General features: G+C 64.5%; 11 protein-coding genes and 1 pseudogene. 7 read left to right on the top strand and 5 right to left on the bottom strand.

Annotation, left to right across the window (positions count from 1 at the left end):
• Window positions 1–109: 109 nt before the first annotated feature.
• From WIX41_RS17315 to WIX41_RS17330, 4 genes and pseudogenes are all read right to left on the bottom strand, one after another.
• Window positions 110–244: pseudogene (locus WIX41_RS17315) on the bottom strand (ESPR domain-containing protein); the annotation flags it as partial.
• 508 nt (window positions 245–752) lie between these two features.
• Window positions 753–1,493 (bottom strand): carbonic anhydrase, encoded by a 741-nt coding sequence (locus tag WIX41_RS17320; protein ID WP_339449770.1) that lies wholly within the window; start codon window positions 1,491–1,493, stop codon window positions 753–755.
• 211 nt (window positions 1,494–1,704) lie between these two features.
• The gene (locus WIX41_RS17325; protein ID WP_339449771.1) at window positions 1,705–2,511 is read right to left on the bottom strand and encodes a MipA/OmpV family protein; all 807 of its coding nucleotides are present in this window, start codon (window positions 2,509–2,511) and stop codon (window positions 1,705–1,707) included.
• 212 nt (window positions 2,512–2,723) lie between these two features.
• Window positions 2,724–3,821: a LacI family DNA-binding transcriptional regulator gene (locus tag WIX41_RS17330; protein WP_339449772.1), complete on the bottom strand. Its 1,098-nt coding sequence runs from the start codon at window positions 3,819–3,821 to the stop codon at window positions 2,724–2,726.
• Window positions 3,822–4,115: 294 nt separating this feature from the next.
• Between WIX41_RS17330 and WIX41_RS17335 the strand changes: the two genes are divergently transcribed.
• The 7 genes from WIX41_RS17335 (at window position 4,116) to WIX41_RS17365 (ending at window position 16,132) form a co-directional block, all read left to right on the top strand.
• Window positions 4,116–7,220, top strand: a complete 3,105-nt coding sequence (locus tag WIX41_RS17335) for a TonB-dependent receptor (protein ID WP_339449773.1) — start codon at window positions 4,116–4,118, stop codon at window positions 7,218–7,220.
• Between the two features lie 67 nt (window positions 7,221–7,287).
• Complete coding sequence (locus WIX41_RS17340; RefSeq protein ID WP_339449774.1) at window positions 7,288–8,046, top strand: SapC family protein; 759 nt, start codon at window positions 7,288–7,290, stop codon at window positions 8,044–8,046.
• A gap of 3 nt (window positions 8,047–8,049) precedes the next feature.
• Window positions 8,050–9,069: a cupin-like domain-containing protein gene (locus tag WIX41_RS17345; RefSeq protein ID WP_339449776.1), complete on the top strand. Its 1,020-nt coding sequence runs from the start codon at window positions 8,050–8,052 to the stop codon at window positions 9,067–9,069.
• A gap of 13 nt (window positions 9,070–9,082) precedes the next feature.
• Window positions 9,083–10,612 carry a tryptophan halogenase family protein gene (locus tag WIX41_RS17350; protein ID WP_339449777.1) on the top strand — a complete coding sequence of 510 codons (1,530 nt, stop codon included), beginning with the start codon at window positions 9,083–9,085 and terminating at the stop codon, window positions 10,610–10,612.
• A gap of 65 nt (window positions 10,613–10,677) precedes the next feature.
• On the top strand, window positions 10,678–12,171 hold the full coding sequence (gene xylB, locus WIX41_RS17355) for a xylulokinase (protein ID WP_339449779.1): 1,494 nt from the start codon (window positions 10,678–10,680) through the stop codon (window positions 12,169–12,171).
• A gap of 44 nt (window positions 12,172–12,215) precedes the next feature.
• Window positions 12,216–13,550 carry a xylose isomerase gene (xylA, locus tag WIX41_RS17360; protein WP_339449781.1) on the top strand — a complete coding sequence of 445 codons (1,335 nt, stop codon included), beginning with the start codon at window positions 12,216–12,218 and terminating at the stop codon, window positions 13,548–13,550.
• 23 nt (window positions 13,551–13,573) lie between these two features.
• On the top strand, window positions 13,574–16,132 hold the full coding sequence (locus tag WIX41_RS17365; RefSeq protein WP_339449783.1) for a glycoside hydrolase family 3 protein: 2,559 nt from the start codon (window positions 13,574–13,576) through the stop codon (window positions 16,130–16,132).
• A gap of 17 nt (window positions 16,133–16,149) precedes the next feature.
• On the opposite strand, the gene WIX41_RS17370 is transcribed toward WIX41_RS17365, so the two are convergent.
• A complete protein-coding gene (locus tag WIX41_RS17370) occupies window positions 16,150–17,205 on the bottom strand; it encodes a LacI family DNA-binding transcriptional regulator (RefSeq protein ID WP_339449785.1) in 1,056 nt (351 codons plus the stop codon).
• Window positions 17,206–17,282 lie beyond the last annotated feature (77 nt).

The raw sequence follows: 17,282 nt of genomic DNA on the forward strand, positions 1-17,282 counted from the left end.
TGATGGTGCACCCGTTATCGACCGTACTTCCGCTAACGGTTCCGCCAGTCGCCGGAATGCTGCATTGCTGCGCATGCGCGTTGGGTGTCAACACGGATGCCAGCATGGCGGCGGCCGTTGCCAGGACCAGTCGGGGGCGTTTGAGGCGTGATCCTTTGCTCTTTCCCCGCGCCTTGGCGAGTTCGCTGGTCGCGACGACAGTTTGCGAGGCTTCACTCCAGATCGAGCGGAACACGCGGTTCATAGGTTTTTAGTCCCACTAATGCACTCAGGGAGCGACCGATTCGGCCGCCTCTTGTTCGATTACAAGAGCAGTAACAACGCCGCTTACGATTAGCACAACCAAAACCAAACTCACGCCACTCACTTCCCAGGCGAAGTGTGAAACCCATTCAAGGCATGCCGCGTTTCAGCTTGATCTCAAACATATCATGTGTCGGCCATTGGCCTTGGAACAACCGTAAAAATACCCAATTGCCATGCCCAGGTGCCAACGTGGCATTTTGCAATCCACGATCTCGCTCAGCCTGACGCACTCAGTTACCCAGTTTCTGGGCCGTACAGAAAATATTGCCGGCTACCGCCTCGATGGCCGCCCACTGCGGGGCGTGCTCGCCTGGTGTTCCGGCACCAGGCGAACCGCTCGCTCCCGGAACAGATCCATTCACGAAATCCACTCCCTCAAGCGATCGCAAAGCGCGTGACGCGAGAAATCGTCACTCCGCGTCGACTGCGCAAAGGATCCTTGGTCCTCATGCATCAAAGAATTCAACTTGACCACCAGTCAAGTGATACATGCTTCCGATGATTCTGATCTTCCCCCCTTCCTCAAGATCCTTCAGCACGGAACTACTCTTGCGGATGCCCTCTACTGTAAGCGTCACATTTCTACGTGCAACCGCATCGACGAAATCGTAATTTTTTCCCGAACGATCGCCTTCGTACTGGGTTGTCGCTATCGATGGTTTGATCTTGTCGAGAAGGTCTGTCAGATGTCCGAGCTCAGCGTTGTCGATTGCACCCTTCACTGCACCGCAGGCAGTGTGCCCCATGACCACGACCAGTTTTGCACCGGCAACGGCACAGGCAAATTCCAGGCTGCCGAGGATGTCGTCATTGCTGATGTTCCCGGCAATGCGTGTGTTGAATGTTTCGCCGATACCAGCGTCCAATACGATTTCTGCTGGCGCACGCGAATCGATGCAGCTCAGAATAACGGCTGCCGGAAACTGCCCTGAAGCACTGCTCCGTTTCTGCGCAAGATAGTCATGCTTGGCAGGGCGGTTTTCGCGGAATCGAAGATTTCCTTGTTTGAAATGCTCAATAATCGTCTCTGGGGTCATCTTGTCGCGCTCCTCCTTTGTAAGGGAGGCCGCAAAGGAAATTGTTGGAATTGAAAGTCCACCCATGCCTGCTGCTGTTGCTGCTGACAAGGCCAGGGCCTTCTTCAAGGCACTTCTTCTAGAGGGTTGCACAATGGCATCAGTACTCATGGGTGGTTCGTCCTATCGATCGGGGGATGTTTGGATATTCTTGTTGCCGGATACTGCGGTCAGGTAGCCGCAGTCGTTTCAGTTCGGATTGGTTCGGTACGCCGTACTTTTTCGCCAGGCGTGAGCGTCGCCTCGGGCATGTCCACCTTCAGGCAGGTTTCGCCGACCTCCATTCCAGGCCTGGCCTGCTTGAGTGCGTAGACACCTGCAACTAAAAAAGATAGTTGGCGAAAAACGTGTAGGTCATCTGATTGTTTTTCTGCGTGATCGGGCTGTCGGAGGCGTCGCCCTGCAGCCAGGCCGCCGTTGCCGCGCCACCGAAGTTCCAATGGGCGGTGGGTCGGTAAGCCCCGGCCAGGGAGAACCGCAGGTTGTACAGGCCCGAGCCCGGGTCATGGACGGGAAAGACGGAGTTCGCGCTTTGCTGGGGCGTGACACCAAAGTAGGCGCGGCTGTACTGACTACTCCCCCAGGACAGCCCCGGGCCTGCAGTGAAGACCCAGCGCGGGTCAGGTTGGTAACGGCCGGTCAGGTCCAGTGTCGCCACGGCGCCGCGCGAGTTTCCGCCAATATCCGAGGTCACGCTGCCTCGCAACGAGGCCCAGTCATGGGTGTAGATCGCAAACACCTCGGCGTGCGTGGTCCGGTCGATATCCCCAAGACCCCGCAGATGCGCATCGTCGGATTCATCGCGAGGCTCGATGAAGTCATACGTGACGGCGACTCCCACCCGCCAATCTGCATTCCGCACGAAATAGCCGCCGAGCGACAGCAGGGCACCGGCATCCGGGTTTGCGCCAATGAAGACGTTGCCCCGGCTGGCACCGATGGTCGGAAAGCCCTCGGTCTTGCGGCGGTTGCTGCCAGGGAAGCGGGGCATGCTCACCACCCCGGCGCCCAACGTGAAGCGCCAGGCGTCACGCTCACTTCCGCTGGCGTCGTCCTCCAAGCGCAGGGCATACAGCGCGTCGGATGTGCCGACCGTGTCGTCAGCCCGTGCAGCGCTGGAAGCCAGCAACAGGGGGCCACCCAGGACCAACACCATTGGCGCCAGTATGTGTATCGATGTAGGGCGCGATGCTTCCATCCATTTCTCCCCATGAACCTGCGTTTAAACGGCTGACGTTCGGATGCATGGTGGAGCCCCAGTCGCCATTGCGACTACGGTAAAAGTACTTATGTGATAGCTATCACGGAAGTCTTCCCGTCATATCATCCGTTAGTTCTGCATCAGCGCCATGCGAAAGACCGGTGAAGGTTCGCCACGGAGGCGCGCGTGATCAGATGGTGGGCAAGCACATGGTTGACCGTGACGCGTCCCGACGAAGGGGTGCGCCGGATCTCCCGCAGCAGGATGTCGATGGCCGTGTCGGCCATCTCCGCCACTGGCTGGTGGATGGTGGTCAGTTCCGGCCACACCATCGTCGACGCAGAGGTATCATCGAAACCCACCACCGAAAGATCACCCGGCACGTCCATGCCACGACGATGTGCCACTGAGACAACGGCCGACGCCATGTCATCGTTGCTGGCGAAGATTGCGCTCGGCGGCAGCTGCAGTGACAGCAGGCGCTCGGCCGCCTCCAATCCAGAGCGGTAGGTGAAGTAGCCTGGCTGGACGAGCGCGTCGTCGTAGCCGATGCCGACGTCCGCCAGGGCATCCCGATAACCCTCCCACCGGTGCGCACTGGCGGTCTGGTTCGGATCGCCCTTGATGTAGCCGATGCGCGTATGCCCGTGCGCGATCAGATGCCCGACCATCTCGCGGCTTGCCTGGCGGTCATCGATGCGCACGCAGGAAATCCTGTCGCTGAAACGGCTGGACGCGATGGAGACGACGGGAATCCCGGCGTTGACGAACTCGGCGACGATGGCCTTCGACTCACACAGGGGCGGCGGAAGAATCACGCCTGCCACGCTGTTGCAGAGTTGCCGCGCCGCCTCGCGACGTGCCGGAGCATCCAGTTCATCCCAGGTGGCGATCACCAGTTGCGCTGCCGCCCGGGTGGACCCGCGCAGCGCACCGACCAGCAGTTCGCGCAGGTAGCTGGAACTGGGGTTGGTGTAGATCAGGGCGATGCAGGTGTGTTGCGCCGCCGCCAGCGCGCTTGCGGCCAGGTTGGGTCGGTAGTCCAGTGCGAGCACGCTGCGCATGACGCGCTCACGGTTGGCCTCGCGCACGCCGGCATGGCCATTGACGACACGCGACACCGTCATGGCAGAGACGCCCGCATGCGCTGCGACTTCATCGATGGTGATGGCGCTGCTTTTCCGACGCACTGCTTTCTGGCTTTTTTTCAAGGAATGGATTCCTTTGCTGCGCTGCATGATGACAAGCGTGTTACCGGGTGATTAGTCTGCGCCCTAACGCGATGGTAGCGCTACCACTGAGCCGGGGTAAGGCCCAGCGGGTACCCCCCTTTACCGCGCGGCTGTTCCGGCAAGCCTGTAAGCGAGTTTGATTCGCAGTGCGCCCAACGCGCCCTGCGATGTTCGGTGTGGAAGACGGGCGTCGCCCGTACGTGCCCCTTGGAGGGGCGTTGCATCCATTCGATCGTATTCAGAGGGGAGAGTCATGAGCGCTTGTACTTTCCGTCGTATCCCAGACCTGAGGGCTTATTCATGAGCCGGACGCTGGCGAAGTTCAAATCCAGGGCCATGTTTACCTTTGTCGGCGGCGTCCTGATCATCAATCCCGCATTCGGGCAGGATGCACCGGCCCAGCCCAGCCCGACACAGCTGGACACCGTGCAGGTCACCGGCATCCGCAACAGCCTCAGCCAGGCGATGGACATCAAGCGCGACTCGGCCGGCGTGGTGGACGCGATCAGTGCCGAGGACATCGGCAAGTTCCCCGATACCAACCTGGCCGAATCCCTGCAGCGCATCACCGGTATCTCCATCGAGCGCCGTGATGGTGAGGGCGCGCAGGTTACCGCACGCGGCTTTGGTCCGCAGTTCAACATGGTGACCCTCAATGGCCGCCAGATGCCGGGTGCCGACGCGTTCGGCGCGGCAGGGCAGGTGGCCATCGGCGGTGTGGACGGCGGTACCCGCGCGTTCAACTTCGCGCAGCTGGCGGCCGAAGCGGTCAATGGCATCGAGGTCTTCAAGACCAGCCAGGCCAACGTGCCCAGCGGCGGCATCGGCGCCACCATCAATATCCTTACCGGGCGTCCGTTCGACCATGAGGGCACCGTCGCCAGCGCCGGCGCCAAAATCGTCTCCGACCAGAGCCAACCATTCGACAACGACCTGACTCCGGAACTGTCCGGCATCTTCAGCTACACCAACCCGGACAAGACCTGGGGCGTGGGCGTAAGCGCGAGTTACCAGAAGCGCAAGGGTGGCTCGGTGCAGGCCACCAACAACTACTGGAACATCCAGCCGTGGACCGGGACCATGCCCGGTAACCCGACCGTGACCAACGCACCGGCGATCGGCGCGTTGTACGGGCGCCCGAACGACCTGCGCTATGCGTTCTCCGAGTTCGAGCGCGAGCGCATCAACGGCCAGGCGGTGCTGCAATTCGCACCGACCGACGCGGTAACCCTGACCCTGGACTATACCTACTCGACCAACGAGATCGAAGAGAATCGTGGCGAGCAGGGCATGTGGCTGCAGAACAGCAACTACACCGATGTCACCTTCGACACCAGCGGTGCGGTCGCCACGCCGATCTACATCCGCGAAATCGCTGGCACCAAGGATTTCGGGCTTGAGCAGCAGCGCAGCATGCAGAAGTACAAGCTGGGTTCGCTCGGCTTCAATGCCACCTGGAACATCACCGACCGCTTCAAGCTGAGCTTCGACGGCCACGATTCCAAGAACGAGAGCCGGCCGAACGATCCGCTCACCGGCGGCGGCTCCATCTTCGCCAGTATCGCCGGCACCAACAACTGCACCACGGGGCCGCAGTGCGGTGGCACCTACGTGCAGGAAATGGTGTTCAACAATGGCCTGCCGGTGGGAACCCAGGTCTGGTACCCGACCGCCGCCGATGCCATCGCCAAGACCAATGGCGTGGTCAACGGGGGCTTCGTACCGGGCGAGGTCGGTTCGCAGGTACTGCGCATCAATTCGCAGACCCAGATCAGCGAGATCAAGCAGGGTCGCGTCGACGGTGAGTGGAGCTTCGACCAGGGCCGTTTCCAGTTTGGCGTGGATACGAGCAAGCAGACCACCCACCGCATCCAGGCGGCGGAAAACTACAACACCCTGGGCGACTGGGGCGTGGCCAACGTGGACGGGGATGTTGCCAATGGCCTGATGGACCTGCTGCAGCCGGTCAACATCGTCGGGCTGTTCAACGACTTCAACGTCAACAGCTTCAGCGCCTGGCGCGGTGACGCCGGCCGGTTGGCGCAGTGGGCGGGGGAACACTACGGTGCCAACCTGGGCGTCAGTCCGCAGAATGCGGCGGACAACCGGGTGGAAGAGAAGACCAATTCGGCCTACATGCAGGTCGAGCTGGACGGTGATCTGGGCGGCCATCGCACCAATACGCGCCTGGGCGTCCGCTACGAAACCACCGACGTGGTGTCGACCTCGATCATCGCCATTCCCGAGGGCATCCAGTGGCAGGCGAACAACGATTTCCGCGTGTTGTTGTCCGATGAGCAGCAGCCCTTCACCGAGAAGACCAGTTACAGCTACATCCTGCCCAACCTGGACTTCAGTATCGACCTGCTGGATGACCTGAAGGGCCGCGTGTCGTTCGGCAAGAGCATCGCCCGCGCACCGATCGGCAACCTGTATGCGGGTCCCACCGCACAGCAGCCCTTCGGTTCGGTGCTGATCGACCCGTCTTCGCGGGCCAGCGGCACGGCGCAGAACCCGGCCCTGAAGCCGCTGGAATCGGACAACCTGGACCTGGCCCTGGAGTGGTACTTCGCTGACGCGAGCTACGTGTCCGTGACCTACTGGAACAAGCGGGTCTCCAACTTCATCGGCAACACCATCGTGCAGGAAAATCTGTACGGGTTGCGGGATCCCACCTCCGGTCCGGACGCACAGGCGGCGCTCGGGTTCCTGACCAGCGGGGCCTGTATCGCCCAGGTCGGTGCGGCCAATGCCGCAGCCTGCTCGGCCAACGACACCTCGCTGTTCACCGCATTGGCGCTGATGCGCAACAATGCGGCCGGACTGGGCGCCTACAACGGCACCGACGCGCAGGTACTTGCCACCGAGGCGGCCTACGACCTGGTGGGGGAAGCAGATGACCCGCTGTACCAGTTCAACGTCAACCGCCCGATCAACCAGAACCAATCCAAGCTGCATGGTTGGGAACTCGGCGGGCAGTACTTCTTCGGTGATACCGGCTTCGGCGTGCTCGCCAATTACACCATCGTCAACGGCGATGTCGGCTACAACGATGCGGGCGATCCGAACGTGGACCAGTTCTCGCTGACCGGCCTGAGCGACACCGCCAATGCCATGCTGATGTATGAAAAGTATGGTTGGTCGGTGCGTCTGGCCTGGAACTGGCGCGACAAGTACCTGATCCTGGCCAACCAGGGTTCCAGCCGAAACCCGTACTATGTGGAAGAGTACGACCAATGGGATCTCAGCGTGGGTTACACGCTGAATGACAACTGGTCGTTCAGCCTGGAAGCGATCAACCTGACAGGCGAGGACGTCCGCTGGCGTTCGCGCACCTCCCAGATGCTCGTGAAACTGGCTGACCAGGATCCGCGTTACATGCTTGGCGTTCGTTACAGGTTCTGAACCGTGGGGGTGCCGCTGCCCTGGCAGCGGCACCCGTTCAAGGCTGCTGATGGAATTGGACAACACCATGCCGCGTTACGAAATGCTCAACAACATCGCCCACCGGGAGCTGCGCGTGGCCACCGGCTTCGGGCCGGAATTCGGTGACGCCGTAGGCATGGTGCCGGCCTACCCGAGCGAGTACGCCGAGCTGCAGCGGGAATACCCGATTTTCCTGCGCAAAGACGCCACCACGGGGGAGTGGCAGTCGGTGGTGCTGCTGGGGTTCGAGCAGCACGAGAACCTGTACCTGCAGGACGGGCGCTGGAACGCCTCCTATCTGCCCGGGGCCGCGGCCAAGGGGCCGTTCCTGATCGGGTTCCAGGAAAACCGGATCGACGGTGAACTCACCCGGGAAGCAGTGCTGCACGTGGATATCGACCACCCACGGGTGAACAGCGCGGCCGGTGAGCCGGTGTTCCTGCCGCAGGGTGGCAATACCCCCTATCTCGACCACATTGCAAACGTACTGCGCGGCATCAACGAGGGCCACGCCTTCGGCGCGGAGATGTTTGCGATGCTGGACGCAAAGGGACTGGTGCAACCGGTCACGCTGGACGTGCAGATCGATGCCGAGCATCGAGTCGGCGTCAACGGCCTGCACGCCATCGACCGGGACCGCCTGGCCCAGCTGGACGGTGCCGCGCTGGCCGAACTCAACCGCGCCGGCTACCTGGAAGGGGCGTACCTGATGCTGGCCTCGCTGCACAACATGCGCCGGTTGATCGCCGAGAAACAACGACGGCTGCGCACGCAGGATCCCGCCGTGGCGGCGGGCAGGAACTGAGCGATGCTGGACGGCGTTGCCATGCGTACCCTGGAAGACCTGCATCCCGATGCGCTGCCGCTGGAGGCACTGGTTGCCGCCGGCGAGCCGGTGGTACTGCGCGGCATCGCGCGCGACTGGGGGCTGGTACAGGCCGGGTTGCGCTCCACCCAGGAGGCGCTGGGCTATCTTCGCCGCTTCGATGCGGGCGTGCCGGTCCAGTACTCCTTCGGCGGCCCCGAGATCGAGGGACGTCCGTTCTACAACGACGATTTCACGCAGTTGAACTTCGAGGTCCGGCGCGGACTGCTGACGCAGGTGCTGGACGAAATTGCCGACAACCTCGAAGCCCCACGGCCGCCCACCTACTATGTCGCATCGCTGTTGATCGAGCGTGCGCTGCCCGGGTTCGCACAGGCCAACGACGCCGGCCTGGCGGGGCAGGGCATCGACGCCTCGGCCAGCATCTGGATCGGCAACCGTGTAACCGCCTCCTGCCATTACGACACCCCGGACAACCTGGCGTGCTGCGCCGTGGGCCGGCGCCGGTTCACCCTGTTTCCGCCGGAGCAGATCGAGAATCTCTATCCCGGCCCGCTGGAACCCACCCCGGGCGGGCAGGTGGTCAGCGTGGTGGATTTCGACCGCCCGGACTTCACGCGCCATCCCCGGTTCCGTGATGCACTGGCACATGCGCAGACTGCCGAGCTCGGGCCCGGTGATGCCATCTTCATCCCGAGCCTGTGGTGGCACCACGTGCGCAGCCTTGAGCCGTTCAACGTGCTGGTGAACTACTGGTGGCGCAGTTCGCCGGGTTTCCTGTCCTCACCCCTGCCGGCGCTGCAGCACGCGATGTGGGCGCTGCGCGACCTGCCCGCGCGCGAGAAGCAGGCGTGGGCAAAGATCTTCGAGTACTACGTATTCGGTCCCGGCGAGCGGGCAGGGCAACACCTGCCCGACGCCGCCCAGGGTGAACTGGCACCGTTCGACGAGACGCAGGCGCGCCGCACGCGCGCCCAGCTGCTGGGTCGACTCAACCGCTGATGGGGACATCGCATTGAACGCTGCGAACACGACAGAAGGACGGATCCGCAAGGTGGTCATCGCCGGGGGTGGCACCGCAGGTTGGCTGGCCGGCTGCGCACTGGCCCACCAGTTCCGCGACCAGCTGGACATCACCCTGGTGGAATCCGAGCAGATCGGCACCGTGGGGGTTGGCGAGTCAACCGTGCCGCCGATCCGTGCGTTCCACCGCTTCCTGCAGATCGATGAGCAGGAGTTCCTGCGTGCCGTCGCCGGCACCTTCAAGCTCTCGATCTCCTTCGAGAACTGGCGTCGTCCCGGTGACCGCTTCATCCACCCCTTCGGCACGATCGGGCAGGGCACCTGGGCTACGCCGTTCCATCATTTCTGGCTGGACAGCGTTCGCCGCGGCATGCCCTCGGATCTGGGCGACTTCTGCCTGGAAAGTGTTGCCTCACGGGGCGACCAGTTCTCGCTGCAGACCCAGCCCCAGGTCAACTACGCGTATCACTTCGACGCGGGGCTCTATGCAAAGTTCCTGCGCCGCAAGGCGGAAGGGCACGACCTGCGCCGGGTGGAAGGCAAGATCCGCAACGTGCGGCAGCATGCCCATGACGGCTCGGTGCAGGCGCTGGTACTGGAAGACGGGCAGGTGATCGAGGGCGACCTGTTCATTGACTGCACCGGCTTCCGCGGCCTGTTGACCGAGCAGACCCTGCACACCGGCTATGAAGACTGGAACGAATGGTTGCCCAGTGACCGCGCCGTTGCCGTGCAGACCGAGTCGGTCAACCCGCCGGTGCCGTACACCCGCGCCATCGCGCACGAGGCCGGGTGGCGGTGGCATATCGCGCTGCAGCACCGGGTCGGCTGCGGGTTGGTGTTCTCCAGCCGCCACCTGTCCGATGACGAGGCGCAGGCCAAGTTGCTGCGCGAGGTGGACGGCCAACCGTTGCGCGATCCCTGGCTGGTGCCGTTCCGCAGTGGGCGCCGCTTGAAGGCATGGAACAGGAACGTGGTGGCGCTGGGGCTTGCCAGTGGCTTCATCGAACCGCTGGAATCGACCAGCATCCACCTGACCATCAGCGCCGTGGTGCGCCTGATCCAGCTGTTCCCGTTCGATGGCATCAACCCGACGCTGGTGCAGTTGTACAACGATGTCAGCCGCCAGGAGATGGAGCACGTGCGTGACTTCATCATCCTGCATTACCACGCCAACCAGCGCGACGAGCCGATGTGGAAGGCCTGCCGCGAGATGGCGCTGCCCGAGTCGCTGCAGATCCGGCTGCGCGCCTGGCGCGAACGCGCGCACGCCTGGCAGGACCCGGGTGAGTTATTCCGCGTCGATTCCTGGACCAGTGTGCTGATGGGCCAGGGCATCCAGCCGGGGCACCCACACCCGCTTGCGCGCGCCATCGGCGACGAAGACCTGCGCACGCTGTTGCAGCGGATCCAGCAACCGGTACAGCAGGCGGTGGCGACGATGCCGTCGCAGGCGGCGTTCATCGAACGCTATTGCAAGGCGGCGCCGGAAGTATGGCGACCGGGCCTGGCCATCGCGTAGCAGGACCACGCTTTGTCGCACGAAATTGGTAGCGCTACCTTTCAAAAACGTACGGGGTGTAGGGAATGGATCTGGTTGCTGGAATCGATGCAGGTACGCAGAGCTTGAAAGTGCTGGTCTACGACCCTGCCAGGCGCAGTGTGGTTGCCAGCACCAGCACACCGCTCGAGCTGGCCAGCGGCGCCGATGGCAGCCGCGAACAACGCCCGGCCGATTGGGTTGCGGCGCTGCATGCCTGCTTCGGTGCGATTCCGCCTTCGGTGCGCTCCCGAATCGCTTCGCTGGCGGTGTCTGGCCAGCAGCACGGTTTCGTGCCCCTCGATGCGGCAGGGGAGGTGCTGGCACCAGCCAAGCTGTGGTGCGACACCAGCACCTCGGCCGAGTGCGCGCAGATCATGGACGCGGCAGGTGGTGTGGCGCAGACCATCGCACTCGCCGGCAATCCGGTGCTTACCGGTTATACCGCGTCCAAGCTGCCCTGGACGAAGACGCACCGACCGGATGCGTACGCACGGCTTGCAACCATCCTCCTGCCGCACGACTACCTCAACTTCGTGCTGACCGGTGAGCGCTTCTGCGAATACGGGGACGCCTCGGGCACCGGCTGGCTGGACGTCCGCACACGCACCTGGTCGCCCGAGCTGCTGCGCGCGACCGACCCGGATCGCGACCTTGCAGACTGCCTGCCCCCCATCGCGCCCCCCGAAGCGTTGTTCGACATCGCTCCCGCCGCCGCTAAGGCGTTGGGGCTGCCGACCAACGTGAAGGTGGCCGTGGGTGGCGGCGACAACATGATGGCGGCCATCGGCACCGGCTGCGTCGTGCCCGGTCGCCTGGCGATGAGCCTGGGCACGTCGGGCACGTTGTTTGCCTATTCCGATACGCCTGTGGTCGACCCGGACGGGGCGTGGGCCGCGTTCTGCTCGTCCACCGGCGGCTGGCTGCCGCTGATCTGCACCATGAACTGCACCGTGGTGACCGAGCAGGTCGCCGACGCCTTCGACTTCAGCACCCGCTTTGGCGATGGGCACCTGCGCGCCACCTCGCCCGGGGCCGACGGTCTGGTGATGCTGCCGTTCCTCAATGGCGAGCGCACGCCGGACCTGCCGCACGGCAAGGGGGTGCTGGCGGGGCTGGACACCACCAACATGACCCCGGCCCACCTTTACCGCGCGGCCATGGAAGGGGCCACCTACAGCCTGAAGTACGGCTACGACGCCTTTGTCCGTGCCGGCATGCAGTTCGACCGCATCGTGCTGACCGGCGGCGGCAGCAACAGCGCCGCGTGGCGGCAACTGGTGGCCGATGTATTCGGCCTGCCGGTGGACGTGCCCACCCAGCCGGAAGGCGCTGCGTACGGTGCGGCGCTGCAGGCGCTGTGGGCCCTGGGTCACGCCCGCGGCGATGACGCCTCCATCGCCGATATCGCGGACCGCCACGTTGCGCTCGACCCGCAGCTGTCGGCACGCCCGGATCCGGCGCGAACCGAGGCCTATGCCGCGGCCTATTCCCGCTTCCTGCGCTATCTCGACGCCATCACGCCGCTGCAGCGCGGCTGATTCAATTTTTCACGACACCTCCCACAACGACAGGATCACGCACCATGAGCACGCAGCCCTTCATCGGCGCCAAGGAATACTTCCCCGGCATCGGCCGCATTCCCTTCGAAGGCCGGGGTTCGGACAACCCGCTTGCATTCAAGGTCTATGACGCGAACAAGGTCATCGGTGGCAAGACCATGCAGGAACACCTGCGCTTCGCGGCCTGCTACTGGCACACCTTCTGCAATGCCGGGCATGATCCGTTTGGCCCGGGCACCCGCCATTTCCCCTGGGAAGCCGGTTCGCCGATGGCGACCGCCGAAGCGAAGGTGGACGCGGCGTTCGAGTTCTTCACCAAGCTGGGCGTGCCGTACTGGTGCTTCCACGATATCGATCTGTCCCCGGATGCCGACGATGTCGGTGTGTACGAGAAGAACCTGAAGCACATGGTCGGCCTGGCCAAGGCGCGCCAGGACGCCACCGGCATGAAGCTGCTGTGGGGCACGGCCAATCTGTTCTCGCACCCGCGCTACATGAACGGTGCATCGACCAACCCCGATTTCGCCGTGGTGGCGCGTGCCGCCGTGCAGGTGAAGGCGGCGCTGGAGGCCACGGTTGAACTGGGCGGCGAACATTACGTGTTCTGGGGCGGTCGCGAAGGCTACGCCTCGCTGGTGAACACCCAGATGAAGCGCGAGGTGGACCACTTCGCGCGCTTCCTCACCATGGCACGCGACTACGGCCGCAGCATCGGCCTGAAGGGCAACTTCCTGATCGAGCCCAAGCCGATGGAGCCGATGAAGCACCAGTACGACTTCGACAGCGCCACCGTGTCCGGCTTCCTGAAGGAGCACGGCCTGGACAAGGACTTCAAGCTCAACATCGAGGCGAACCACGCCACGCTCTCCGGCCACACCTTCGAACACGACCTGCAGGTCGCTTCGGACCACGGCCTGCTGGGCAGCATCGACGCCAACCGCGGCAATGCCGAAAACGGCTGGGATACCGACCAGTTCCCGACCGACCTGTACGACACCGTGGGCGCGATGCTGGTGGTGCTGCGCCAGGGCGGGCTGGAAGGCGGCCTGAACTTCGATGCCAAGGTGCGCCGTGAATCCACCGACCTGGACGACCTGTTCATTGCCCATATCGGCGGCATGGACGCGTTTGCCCGCGGGCTGGAAGTGGCCCACGCGCTGCTGAACGAGTCGCCCTGGGAGCAGTGGCGCAAGGAGCGTTACGCCAGCTTCGACAGTGGTGCCGGCAAGGAATTCGAGCGCGGTGCACTCAGCCTCGCCGATCTGGCGGCACTGGGCGCGAAGGGTGGCGAGCCGCGGCAGATCAGCGGCAAGCAGGAACGCTACGAAAACCTGATCAACCAGTACCTGTTGCGCTGAGCGCAGCGGCAAGGATGAGCACCATGAGAAACCACGACGCCACGCGCCGCACCGGGTTCCTGCTGGCCGCGCTGCTGCTTGCGCTGGCTGCCTGCAAGGGCGATGACAAGGCGGCGGTGCCGACCAGGGCCCAGGCCGATGCCAACCCCTGGCCTCAGGTGACCTGGCCGTTGCCCGACGACCCCGCGCTGGAGAAGCGCATCACCGAGCTGATGGCCACCATGACGGTGGAGGAAAAGGTCGGCCAGCTGGTGCAGGGAGATATTGCCAGCATCACGCCGGACGACGTGCGTCGGTATCGATTGGGCTCCATCCTTGCCGGGGGCAACTCCGACCCCGGCGGCCGCTACGATGCCGCGCCTGCCCAATGGCTGGCGCTGGCCGATGCGTTCTACGACGCCTCGATGGACACCTCGCAGGGCGGCAAGGCGATTCCGGTGCTGTTCGGCATCGATGCCGTGCACGGGCAGAGCAATATCGTCGGCGCCACCTTGTTCCCGCACAACATCGGGCTGGGCGCGGCGCGCAATCCGGACCTGGTGCGCAGGATCGGGGAGATCACCGCGCTGGAAACGCGTGCCACCGGGATGGAGTGGGCGTTCGCGCCAACCGTGGCGGTACCGCAGGACGACCGCTGGGGACGCACCTACGAGGGCTACTCCGAATCGCCCGAGGTGGTGGCCAGCTACGCCGGCGCGGTGGTCGAGGGCCTGCAGGGCAAGGTGGGCTCGCCGACCTTCCTCGATGGTCGCCATGTGATCGCCTCGGTGAAGCATTTCCTGGGCGACGGCGGCACCACCGATGGCAAGGACCAGGGTGATACCCGGATCAGCGAGGCCGAACTCGTGCGCATCCACGCCGCCGGGTACCCGTCGGCGATCGCCGCGGGCGCACAGACCGTGATGGCGTCCTTCAACAGCGTCAACGGCGAAAAAATGCACGGCCACAAGGCGTACCTGACCGATGCGCTGAAGGGCCGCATGAACTTCGGCGGCTTCGTGGTGGGCGACTGGAACGGCCACGGCCAGGTCAAGGGCTGCACCACCACCGATTGCCCGGCCACCATCAACGCCGGTCTGGACATGGCCATGGCCTCGGACAGCTGGAAAGGCTTCTACGAGACCACGCTGGCGGCGGTGAAGGACGGCACCATTACCCAGGAACGGCTCGATGATGCGGTGCGCCGGATCCTGCGGGTGAAGATGCGGCTGGGGTTGTTCGACGCAGGCAAGCCGTCGTCGCGCGCGGTCGGTGGTCAGTTCGCCCTCATCGGCGCACCCGGGCATCGTGAGGTGGCGCGGCAGGCGGTGCGCGAGTCGCTGGTGCTGCTGAAGAACCAGGGGGGCGTGCTGCCGCTGTCGCCGAAGCAGCGCATCCTGGTGGCCGGTGACGGTGCCAACGACGTTGGCAAGCAGGCCGGCGGCTGGACGCTGAACTGGCAGGGCACCGGCACCACCCGCAAGGACTTTCCGAACGCGGACACCATCTTCGAAGGCATCGCCCAGCAGGCCAAGGCCGCCGGTGGTCACGCGGACCTTGCGGTGAATGGGAAGTATGCCACCCGGCCGGATGTGGCGGTGGTGGTGTTTGGCGAGAACCCCTACGCCGAGTTCCAGGGCGATCTGCCGACCCTGGCGTACAAGCCGGGCGACGACGCGGATCTTGAATTGATCAAGCGGCTGAAAGCCGATGGCATTCCGGTGGTCGCGGTGTTCCTGAGCGGGCGGCCGCTGTGGGTGAACCGGGAGATCAATGCCGCCGATGCCTTCGTGGTGGCGTGGCTGCCCGGTTCGGAAGGTGCGGGCATCGCCGATGTGCTGCTGCGCAACTCCGATGGCAGCGTGCAGCACGACTTCAAGGGCACGTTGAGCTTCAGCTGGCCGCGCACGGCGATCCAGTACGCCAACAACGTGGGGCAGAAGGACTACGACCCGCAGTTTGCCTTCGGCTTCGGCCTGACCTATGCCGACAACGGCGACCTGGCCGCACTGCCTGAAGTCTCCGGCGTTACCGGCAACGAAGGCGCGGCGGGTGTGTTCTTCGCGCGCGGTGATGCCGGTTCCGGCATGGCCCTGCGCCTGGAAGGCAGTACGGGGCAGGGCGTGACCGTCACCAAAGTGCCGGAATCCCTCGATGGCGACCTGCTGAAGGTCACCGGCGTGGACCACCTGGTGCAGGAGGACGGCCGCCGCCTGGCGTGGTCGGGCAAGGGTGAAGCAACCGTCGCGGTGCAGTCGCACGTACCGCTGGATCTGCAGCGCGAGAGCAATGGCGACCTGATGCTGTTGACCACGCTGCGGGTTGACGCCGCACCGCATGGCGAGGCGTGGCTGTCGGTGGGCTGCGGCACCGGATGTACGGCTCGGGTTGCGATTGGACCGACGCTGGCCAAGCTGCCGGTGGGCCAATGGAAGCGCGTGGGCGTGCCCTTGAAGTGTCTAGCGGCTGCAGGCGCGGATGTCGGCAAGCTGGATCGGCCCTGGTCGATCGGGACGGCGGGCGCGATGACGCTCTCGGTGTCACGCGTCGCGCTGGGCGCCTTGAACGAAGCGGAAGCCACCGTCGCATGCCCAGGCGCGTGACGATGCACCCTGCGCCATCACCGCTTGGGCGGATGCGCGACCGAACCGCGCATCACCAGGCGGTGCTGCAGCACGTGGTCGGTCAACACGCGCGTGTCGTCGGTCCGGTGGCGGATGGTACGCAGCAGGATCTCGATGGCCGCATCGGCCATCGCGGCGATGGGTTGATGGAGGGTGGTGAGCTCGGGCCAGACAGTGGTTGCAGCCGAGGTGTCATCGAAGCCCACCACCGACAGGTCGCGGGGCACGTCGAGACCCTTTCGGTGGGCAACGGAGATCGCCGCCGCCGCCATGTCGTCGTTGCTGGCGAAGATCGCGGTGGGCGGCCGGCGGTGGGAGAGCAGCTTTTCGGCGGCGGCCAGGCCCGAGCGGTAGGTGTAATCACCCTGCTGGACCAGGCCAGCTTCAACCTGCAGCCCGGCCTCATGCAGGGCGGTGGCAAAGCCGTCGTAGCGCCGCGCGCTCGCGCTGAGGTCGTTGCGGCCGCGAATGAAGCCAATCCGGGTGTGACCGTGCTGGATCAGGTGTTCGGCCATCTCCTTGCCCGCGTGGAAGTCGTCGATGCGGACGCAGGAGATATCGTCGCGCAGGTGGCCCGATGCGATGGCGACCACCGGGATGCCGGCCTTGACCAGCTCGGTCACGGCAACCGGCGACTCGCACAGCGGGGGCGGCAGGATGACGCCGTCCACCCGGCCGCCCAAGGCGCGTGCGGCTTTGCGCTCGGCAACGGGGTCCAGGTTGTCCCAGTAGTGGATGACCAGCTGGATGGCAGCGTTGGACGCGCCCCGCAGCAGGCCGACCAGCAGCTCGCGCAGGTAGGCACCGCTGGGATTGGTGTAGATCAACGCAATACGCGTGTGCTGCGCGGCGGCCAGCGAACTGGCGGCCAGGTTGGGCGTATAGCCCAGTTCGTGCACCGCGCGCATCACGCGCTCGCGGGTGTCATCGCGCACCTTGCCCTGGTTGATCGCCCGCGACACCGTCATCGGCGACACCCCGGCCAGCGCCGCCACCTCGTCGATCGTCACCCCACTGGTTTTGCGGCGGACCGATTTCTTCGGTTTGTCCAATACGCGCTCCCTTATTTCTTTGTGACGCTGCCGCGTCCAAAGCACCGCCCGAGCTTACAAGGTTTGCTGCCGAAGCT

The sequence above is a fragment of the Stenotrophomonas sp. AB1(2024) genome (genome assembly GCF_037482345.1).
GTDB lineage: Bacteria > Pseudomonadota > Gammaproteobacteria > Xanthomonadales > Xanthomonadaceae > Stenotrophomonas.

Bases quoted from the DNA above. Each gene is read 5' to 3' on its own strand.
- WIX41_RS17340 (WP_339449774.1), top strand. From the start codon at position 7,288: ATGCCGCGTTACGAAATGCTCAACAACATCGCCCACCGGGAGCTGCGC.
- WIX41_RS17330 (WP_339449772.1), bottom strand. From the start codon at position 3,821: ATGCAGCGCAGCAAAGGAATCCATTCCTTGAAAAAAAGCCAGAAAGCA.
- xylA (WP_339449781.1), top strand. From the start codon at position 12,216: ATGAGCACGCAGCCCTTCATCGGCGCCAAGGAATACTTCCCCGGCATC.
- WIX41_RS17335 (WP_339449773.1), top strand. From the start codon at position 4,116: ATGAGCCGGACGCTGGCGAAGTTCAAATCCAGGGCCATGTTTACCTTT.
- WIX41_RS17365 (WP_339449783.1), top strand. From the start codon at position 13,574: ATGAGAAACCACGACGCCACGCGCCGCACCGGGTTCCTGCTGGCCGCG.
- xylB (WP_339449779.1), top strand. From the start codon at position 10,678: ATGGATCTGGTTGCTGGAATCGATGCAGGTACGCAGAGCTTGAAAGTG.
- WIX41_RS17345 (WP_339449776.1), top strand. From the start codon at position 8,050: ATGCTGGACGGCGTTGCCATGCGTACCCTGGAAGACCTGCATCCCGAT.
- WIX41_RS17320 (WP_339449770.1), bottom strand. From the start codon at position 1,493: ATGAGTACTGATGCCATTGTGCAACCCTCTAGAAGAAGTGCCTTGAAG.